This is a genomic window from Microcystis sp. LSC13-02 (assembly GCA_002282935.1).
Lineage (GTDB): Bacteria > Cyanobacteriota > Cyanobacteriia > Cyanobacteriales > Microcystaceae > Microcystis.
Genome location: MTBT01000111.1, coordinates 1 through 7,921, shown reverse-complemented (window position 1 = coordinate 7,921; position 7,921 = coordinate 1). Strand labels below are relative to the sequence as shown.

The 7,921-nt window shown below is 45.1% G+C and carries 8 protein-coding genes; 4 read left to right on the top strand and 4 right to left on the bottom strand.

All coding sequences use genetic code 11. The features are described 5' to 3' along the window. The first annotated feature begins 103 nt into the window (after positions 1–103). On the top strand, positions 104–502 hold the full coding sequence (locus BGL89_RS06855; RefSeq protein WP_286825051.1) for a hypothetical protein: 399 nt from the start codon (positions 104–106) through the stop codon (positions 500–502). A gap of 14 nt (positions 503–516) precedes the next feature. Here the strand turns inward: BGL89_RS06855 and BGL89_RS06850 are convergent, their stop codons facing one another. Further along, positions 517–858, bottom strand: coding sequence for a DUF8822 family protein (locus tag BGL89_RS06850; RefSeq protein ID WP_045358156.1), 342 nt, complete (start codon positions 856–858; stop codon positions 517–519). A 34-nt stretch (positions 859–892) separates the two neighbouring features. Between BGL89_RS06850 and aat the strand changes: the two genes are divergently transcribed. The 3 genes from aat to BGL89_RS06835 all read left to right on the top strand — a co-directional run bounded on the left by aat (position 893) and on the right by BGL89_RS06835 (position 4,340). Then, complete coding sequence (aat, locus tag BGL89_RS06845) at positions 893–1,474, top strand: leucyl/phenylalanyl-tRNA--protein transferase (RefSeq protein WP_286825050.1); 582 nt, start codon at positions 893–895, stop codon at positions 1,472–1,474. 224 nt (positions 1,475–1,698) lie between these two features. After that, positions 1,699–2,814: a hybrid sensor histidine kinase/response regulator gene (locus tag BGL89_RS06840; RefSeq protein ID WP_353743917.1), complete on the top strand. Its 1,116-nt coding sequence runs from the start codon at positions 1,699–1,701 to the stop codon at positions 2,812–2,814. 125 nt (positions 2,815–2,939) lie between these two features. Further along, the gene (locus BGL89_RS06835) at positions 2,940–4,340 is read left to right on the top strand and encodes an ankyrin repeat domain-containing protein (RefSeq protein ID WP_502692604.1); all 1,401 of its coding nucleotides are present in this window, start codon (positions 2,940–2,942) and stop codon (positions 4,338–4,340) included. Between the two features lie 206 nt (positions 4,341–4,546). Here BGL89_RS06835 and BGL89_RS06830 read toward each other — a convergent pair whose 3' ends face one another. The 3 genes from BGL89_RS06830 to BGL89_RS06820 all read right to left on the bottom strand — a co-directional run bounded on the left by BGL89_RS06830 (position 4,547) and on the right by BGL89_RS06820 (position 7,399). Next, the gene (locus BGL89_RS06830; protein WP_286825047.1) at positions 4,547–5,269 is read right to left on the bottom strand and encodes a Stp1/IreP family PP2C-type Ser/Thr phosphatase; all 723 of its coding nucleotides are present in this window, start codon (positions 5,267–5,269) and stop codon (positions 4,547–4,549) included. 45 nt (positions 5,270–5,314) lie between these two features. Beyond that, positions 5,315–7,003: an ABC1 kinase family protein gene (locus BGL89_RS06825; protein WP_286825052.1), complete on the bottom strand. Its 1,689-nt coding sequence runs from the start codon at positions 7,001–7,003 to the stop codon at positions 5,315–5,317. 90 nt (positions 7,004–7,093) lie between these two features. Continuing rightward, a complete protein-coding gene (locus BGL89_RS06820) occupies positions 7,094–7,399 on the bottom strand; it encodes a DUF6825 family protein (protein WP_004162702.1) in 306 nt (101 codons plus the stop codon). Between the last annotated feature and the right edge of the window lie 522 nt (positions 7,400–7,921).

Genomic DNA, 7,921 nt, shown 5'->3' with positions numbered 1-7,921 from the left:
ATCAACAACTAAAGCTTATGTTTTTAGCTAAGTGAAATCATTGATTAAGAGACCTGTGCTTTTCAATAACTTTTTCAGCAGACCCTATTTAGGACAACAAATCTTGCTAATTTTCCTGCTACTAGGTATAGTATCGGGTGTATTTCTGGGTTTAACTCCTGATGCGGCTTTAGATGATCAACGAGGTACAGCCAGTGGCAATAATCTAGAAATCGCTCCTGTTTTAAACTCCATGACTAAGCCGATAGTTATCAGCGATAATACCCCTAGTTTCTTTTTGGCATTATCCTATTTAGTTAACGATCGAGTTAAGTTTCAATTATTTCGGGATGGCGATGTGGAATCCTGGCGGCAAAAACTCAATCTCAAGGAATTAGCCCAAAACTACAGTAATATCGTCGTGGCACATCCCGAAGAAGATTTTGTTAACTTCTTAAATGAGCAATACCCCATTCGTACAAAAAAATTAGCAGGACCGCTAATAGAAATTAAACTCCAATAGCAGAGAAAAACTGTCTAACTTTGCCCACAACAGCGATCGATCCCTAAACTATCTAAAATCAAATCACTGACGGCGTTAGCGATGGCGAATTCACTATAAAAACTTTCGCGAAAATCAAAAGCCTGCATCTCGGTAACGATCGCAATTACCAAGCTACCGAGATCGTTTTCCCCTTCCAAACGCTGACGCAGAAAAATTTGACTAGCGCGTTCAGCGATAGTTTCATTAATAGCTTCGGGAATAAATTCTGCATCTAACCAACGATGCAAAGCGGTGCGCAGCCAAGTTTGTTCCTGTTGGGGATTTTCGATCGGTGGTAAAGTAATAGGTGGAATTGGTGCGGGATGATCGGGCATAATTAGAGAATGATCAGGCTACGAGACTGAATTCTTGGGGGGAGTCGTGGATACCGCCTCTATTATACAAGGATACGCACGCGGTTACTTTCTCATGGCCGATGAGGGGGGGCGATTGGATTGGTATTCTAGTAAAAATCGCGCTCTTATCCCTCTCGATCGGCGTTTTAGGTATCCCAAGTCCCTAAAACGAGTTTTGAATCAAAATCGCTTTAGCGTGGCTATTAACGGCGATTTTGCTGGGGTTTGTGCCGGTTGTGCCGATCGCTCGCTGACTTGGATTTCCCCGGAGTTAATCCAAATCTATCAGCAATTACACCAAGCCGGTTGGGCCCACAGTTTCGAGACTTGGCAAGGGGATCAATTAGCGGGAGGGATTTTAGGTTTGGCAATTGGTGGGGTTTTTATCGGGGAATCGATGTTCTATGAAATTCCTGATGGTTCTAAGGTAGCCATGGTCAAGTTAGTCGAACACCTTAGAGAACGGGATTTCTGTCTATTTGATGCCCAAATGCAAAATCCCCATCTGGCTAGATTTGGGACCTATACTATCTCCGAAAAAGAATATCATCCCCTACTTGAAGGCGCTCTGTTGAAGCATTGCCATTTTGTTTAAGTATTGTTTCCGATTGTGGCAGTCATCTTAATAGTGAGGTAGTAATTTTTCGTTTTGGCGGCCAGTCGTCACGATTCAGTCGTCAATAGCAAATTAGGCTATACTTCATCTTTATGAAAAAAGCTGTAAGAATCGACCTCGAAAATGTCTTGACCATGGAACCCGATTCGAGGTATTCTATCAGGGTAGATCAGACAGTAATGAAATTCAGATTTAAATTGGCAATGTTAAACCAGTTAAAAGTTCTAATTGTTGATGATAATGAAGTAGATCGGGTCGCCGTGCGCCGATTCTTAAGAACATCGGAGATGGCGATCGAAATAACAGAAGCCGCTGACTATCAAGAGGCTAAAGAAAAGATGTCCAATAATCTTTTCGACTGTATGTTTATCGATTATCTTCTACCCGATCAAGATGGTTTGACTTTGGTGCGGGAAATTCGGCAGCAGGGAGTTAAAATACCCCTAATTGTCTTAACCGGTCACGGAGACGAAGGAATTGCCGTAGATATGATGAAAGCCGGTGCTTCCGATTATCTGAGTAAATTTCGTCTTTCTGCCGCGCACTTAAATCAAGCGATGCGAAACGCCCTAGGCATCTATGAAGCGGCACAAGAAGTGGCGATTGCCAAACAAGAAAAAGAGCAATTGGCTAGACAAAAAGAAGATTTTGTTTCGAGGATGACCCACGATTTGCGAACTCCCTTAGTGTCTGTCAATCACATATTAGAACTATTTCAAGAAGGTTTATACGGTGAGATTACTCCCGAAATGAGTCGAGTTATTAAGGTGATTATTCGCAGTAATACAAATCTCTTGGAAATGGTTAATAATCTTTTGGAAGTTTATTGTTATGAAAACGGCGAAAAGACACTTAATTTTACTAAATTAAAGATTATCGATATTCTCGAAGAAGTCTGTCAGCAGTTAACTCCCCTTGCCCGAGAAAAAGGACTAGAATTAAGCTTAAATGCCGAAAATGCCAGGGAAATTTTCCTAACTGGCGATCGCTTGGAACTGCGGCGCGTTTTTACCAATCTCATCGGCAATTCGATTAAATTTACCCAAAAGGGTGATGTGAAAATTCATCTAATCCCCGCTACAGAGGAAGATACTTTTGTCACCATTGTCATCGAGGATACTGGTATAGGCATTTCAGCAGAAGAACTACTCCGGATTTTCGAGCGCCTGTACTCCGGTTCCCCAGACACTTCCAACAATGGGTTAGGACTTTATCTCTCCCGTCGCATTATCGATGCTCATGGGGGAACTATTGCCGTCACCTCAGAATTAGAACGGGGTAGTAGCTTTTCTGTCCGTTTACCTAAAATGTCAGCTTGAAGGCTCTCGGTTTGACACCTTGTACGATGAAAAGCTTGGTAGATAAGGTAACTGGATGAACAGGGAATCCCTCGCATGAGTGCGATGGGAGCGTCAACTGTCTAGAAAGATCGATAATAGAAAAAATACTTTCTGCCGATCGGTCACTGTTAATGGCTTCTAATTGGGATATCTTGTTAATACAAGCGGCGCGTCAGGGCAATCGGGCGCGGGTTCAAGCTTTACTGAGTCAGGGGGCAAATGTCAACGCCACTGATGTGCAAAATACTACGGCTTTAATCTATGCCGTGCAGGGGGGTCATAGGGAAATTGTGGCAATTTTGCGAGAATTTGGGGCTGATATCAACAAAAGTAAACAACCTCAAGGTTTAACCCCTCTCATGTTAGCGGCTGCGCTCAATCACAGTGAAATCCTTGCTCAATTAATCGCCGCCGGTGCTAATGTCAATCAGGTCAATCAAGATGGTACACCTGCACTAATAATTGCCACTTATAAGGGTCATACAGCGATCGCAGAACAGTTATTAATCGCTGGCGCTCGGGTCAATATGCGCGATCGGGATGGAGATACGGCTTTATCTGTAGCTATTAGCCAAAATTACGCCGCAATCGTCCGTTTACTGCTCGATAGTGGTGTAGATGACGAAATACGTCAAGAAGCTTGGTTACAGGCTCTCACCGCTAATTGCCCAGAAATCCTCGAATTGTTTATTACCCGTGGTATGCCCCTCGATTCTCCCACTTTATCTGGGGAAACTCCCCTAATTTTGGCTGTAGAGAGGGGAAATCTCGGCAGCGGGCAAACTTTACTGCAAGCGGGAGCAAATCCGAATATCAGCACGGAGGAGGGAGAAACTGCCCTCATGATCGCTGCTGCTGAGGGATATTTCGATATTGTCCGACTTTTACTCGCTAAGGGGGCCAGTATTGACAATCAAAATCAGGCTGGAGAAACGGCCCTGCATTTAGGGACGATCGAAGGACATCTAGAGATCGTCCAGGCCTTACTACAAGCCGGCGCTTTTGTCAATCACCGTAATCATTTTGGGGATACACCCCTGATCATCGCCACGATGCAAGGATACGAAGCGATCGTTTTAGAATTGTTAAAACAGGGAGCGGAGCCTAACCTAACTCAGCAGGGAGAAACACCGTTAACCTTAGCTCTACAGCGCAAATTTGCCGAAATCTGCCGTTATCTCCTCGACTACGGGGCTAATCCCAACGCCGTTTATCCCGATGGCAAAACCGTCCTCATGAAAGCTTGTGAGGGCAATAATAGTCAACTGGTGCGCCGGTTAATCGATATCGGTGCTGATGTCAATAAACTCGATTTTAGCGGCGCTTCCCCTTTAATGTGGGCGAGTTATCACGGTTGTCTCGACACGGTTAAAGTTTTGTTAGACGGGGGAAAAGTGCACTTAAATCAGAAAAATCAAGGGGGAATGACCGCTTTAATGTTAGCTAAATTTAATCACCATCAGGCGATCGTTTCTTTATTACAACAAGCAGGAGCGATCGAGTAAGCTGCCCGCGAATTTAAATTGCTTGTTGAGATGAGGCTCCGAGGCTGCGAGGCAGGAGATAGGGTGGTCACTGCGTGCGCGTTGCGGGGGGTCTTAGGGTGTTAGGGTGTTAGGGTTTTAGTTGAAATTCCCCCACTTCCCCACTTCCCCACTTCCCCACTTCCCCACTTCCCCACGAGAAACTTTTTGCCGCAAACCCTAGATAGTCAACAGCTTACCATGACCACAGTGATATTATCAGAACCGCCAGCTTTTTTGGCCGCTGCCACTAAATTCTCGACAATTTCCTGACAATCAGCACCGGTTTGCAAATAATCGCTAATTTCCTCGTCGGACACTTCTTCCGTCAAACCATCACTACAGAGAATTAAACCATCGCCAGATTGCACATCGAGGGGAGATACCGTCACTGGGGGCAAATCGCGACGACCGAGACATTGAAATAAAATGTGTCGCCAAGGGTGGTTTTTCGCATCTTCTTCGGACAGATCGCCCATTTTTATCGCCCTAGCTATCCAAGTATGATCCTCCGTCACCTGTTCTAATTTTTGCTCACGAAAGCGATAGAGACGGGAATCACCAATATGGGTGTACCAAGAGCCATCATCTCGGAAGATAGCCATGACTAGGGTTGTCCCCATGTCCTGTCTTTCGGGATTTTTGAGTTGATCTTCAATAATCTTCTCGTTAGCGGCAGTAATTGCCTCCTGCAGCAATTCCCCGGTATTCAGGGGCGAATTCCAGTGTTCTTCTAGATGAGCTTGGATAGTTTCATTGGCTATTTGACTAGCTTCCTGGCCTCCCGCATGACCCCCCATACCATCGGCAACGATAAAAAAGCGGCGATCGGGGTCGATATAATAACTGTCCTGATTAACCGATCGCACTACACCAGGATCGGTCATTCCTCCAAAAGAAAGGTTGTTCATCGAAATTTCTGCTTCTAACACAATAACTTATTATCCCGTGATCAATTACATCATGCGATCCTGACGTTGAATTTTCTGCCAAAGTCTCAACAAAGCTACCCCCGGGAAAAGCGCAATTCCTAACGGCAATAAGGTCAACCAACCAAAACCACTGACAAATAGAAGCGTCGCTGAGACAATTAAAGCGCTGATAATTAAAGTATAGTTGGTTCCCATTTGGATCATACCCAATCGCCGCAAAAGTCGCTCAGATTCGCTCGAACGCACCCGGACACGGATATCACCCCGTTCTAATTTTTCGATCGTATCATCGATGCGTCGGGGTAAACTCAGGGCGGTGCTGCTCACTTGGGCTGCTTGTCGTCCTAACTCATCGAGGATATTACTGCCATTATTTCCTGTCATATCATGTACTAATTGCAGGGCAAAAGGTTGGGCCACTTCCATAAAGTTAAATTCGGGATCGAGTCCTTTGCCTACCCCTTCCAGGGTAGAAAATGCCCGCATGACGAAGGTAAAGGTAGCGGGAAAGCGAAAAGGTTGATCGTAGGCCATGTCATAGAGATCATCGCTGATAGCGGCCACGGATTGCTCCTCAAAGGGTTTATCCATGAAGTTATCGAGCATATACTGGATCGAGCGCCGCACTGCTCCCATATCACCATTAGCAGTTAATGCTCCTAAATCTACCAGAGAAGTGACCACGCGATCGGCATCTTTTTGGGCAATTCCTAAGAGAGTCTGCATTAGTTTTTCGCGCACGTTGGTTTTAATTTGTCCCATCATGCCGAAATCGTAGAAAATTAACGAGCCATCACTATCAACGGCGATATTGCCGGGGTGAGGATCCGCATGAAAAAAGCCGTTATTGAGCAGTTGAATTAAATAAGCTTTGGCCCCCAGTTTAGCCAACAATTTGCGATCGAGTCCTGCCGCTTCTAGGGCTTCATAATGACTGATTTTGATGCCGGGGAGGTATTCTAGGGTTAAAACCCGGGGAGAGGTGTAGCGCCAATAGACTTTCGGTACTTTGACCCAATCTTCCCCGCGAAAATTACGGCGAAAAGTGTCAGCGTTGCGACCTTCGTTGAGATAATCGGTTTCTTCCCAGAGAATTTTACAGCATTCTTCATAAATACCGGTCCAATCGCGACCTTTACCCCATTTGGGATGATTTTGGAAGTATTGGGCGATTTTTTTCAGGATGGCCAGATCGATACTAAATAATTTTTTCAATCCGGGCCGTTGGACTTTGACCACCACATCTTCCCCGGTGTTCAGTTGGGCCCGGTGAACTTGTCCTAAACTAGCGGCTGCTAGGGGGATGGGATCGAAGCTTTTAAAGAGTTTATTCAGGGGTTTACCGAGGGATATCTCGATAATTTTGCTGGCCTGTTCGTAGGTAAATGCGGGAACCTGATCCTGTAGTTTGGAGAGTTCTTCCACATATTCGAGGGGAAAAAGATCGGCGCGGGTGGAGAACAGTTGACCGACTTTAATAAAAGTCGGTCCCAATTCTAACATGGTTTCCCGAATCCAAGCGGCCTGTTTTCTGCGTCTGCCGGCGAGTTTTTCCTCGCTATAGCCGCCGTTATAGCTCCATTTTTTACCGTTGAGCCAGAATTGATAAAGTACAGTCAGAACGAATCGCCAAATATCTAGACGACGACGATTGATCGAATAGTTTTCTCGATTCCAACGATAGCTATTTTTGGCGACTTGGAGGGCCGGCATTGCTGGGTTTAACTCTGGGGTAACGGGGACGGGTAGAAAGGCTGACACGCAATTTTTGGGGCTTTAAAGCGACTAAAAGAGGGTTTTGGGTTAATTCTGGTAGTTTTTTAGTTCCGAGCGCAATTGGGCGATTTCGGCGCGCATTTCGTCGATGTTTTCCTGCACATCGGCACTGGAGGAACCACCGGACTCTGTACCAGTATATACTCCCTTTTCCATGGCTTGATCGGCTCTCATTTGCACTTCTTCGACGAATTGCCGCAGGTTTTCCCGTTGTTCGGCATCAAATTTGCCTAATTCGCTTAAAGCGTTGGTAAAAGCATCTTCTAGCTGTTCACCGATCACTTCAGCGATCGCTCGTCCGAGGAAAAAGGCGTGAATAACGGGGTTAGTCATAATCTTAAATGGATGTTTTCGCTTCGGGGTTTGTGGACGGGAAAGGCAATAATAAATTCCCTAACTACTAGGTTAGGCGACAGAACCAGAAAAGGCAAATCGTTTTTCTGAAAAGGGAGGTGAGACCAAATCCGTTTTCAATAGTGTGATTAACTCTCAAGTTATGAATTGTTTCTCCCTTCTCCCCACACCCTACACCCTACACCCTACACCCTACACCCTACACCCCACTCTCCTATGCCTTTTAAACAGAATTTAGTATTGTAAAGTTTCAATACAACTATAGTCAGATATAGTCAGGCGTGGTAATATGTGAACACGAAACTATCAGACTAGGCAAAAAAAACAGCAATAAGTTATCGAACGGCTTGGAGGTGGTGGAAACAAGGGAATTTAACAGGTTATCAATTGCCTTCTGGTACAATTATCACAACGGATGACAACCCTTCAAAACCCGACGCTGAGTTAAAAGACAACGGAGAATAATGTTAGTAGCCGAAAGACACATTATCAAGAAAGGAC

Coding starts and splice junctions, on each gene's coding strand:
- BGL89_RS06850 (WP_045358156.1), bottom strand. CDS start 858: ATGCCCGATCATCCCGCACCAATTCCACCTATTACTTTACCACCGATC.
- BGL89_RS06840 (WP_353743917.1), top strand. CDS start 1,699: ATGTTAAACCAGTTAAAAGTTCTAATTGTTGATGATAATGAAGTAGAT.
- BGL89_RS06830 (WP_286825047.1), bottom strand. CDS start 5,269: ATGAACAACCTTTCTTTTGGAGGAATGACCGATCCTGGTGTAGTGCGA.
- BGL89_RS06825 (WP_286825052.1), bottom strand. CDS start 7,003: ATGCCGGCCCTCCAAGTCGCCAAAAATAGCTATCGTTGGAATCGAGAA.
- BGL89_RS06820 (WP_004162702.1), bottom strand. CDS start 7,399: ATGACTAACCCCGTTATTCACGCCTTTTTCCTCGGACGAGCGATCGCT.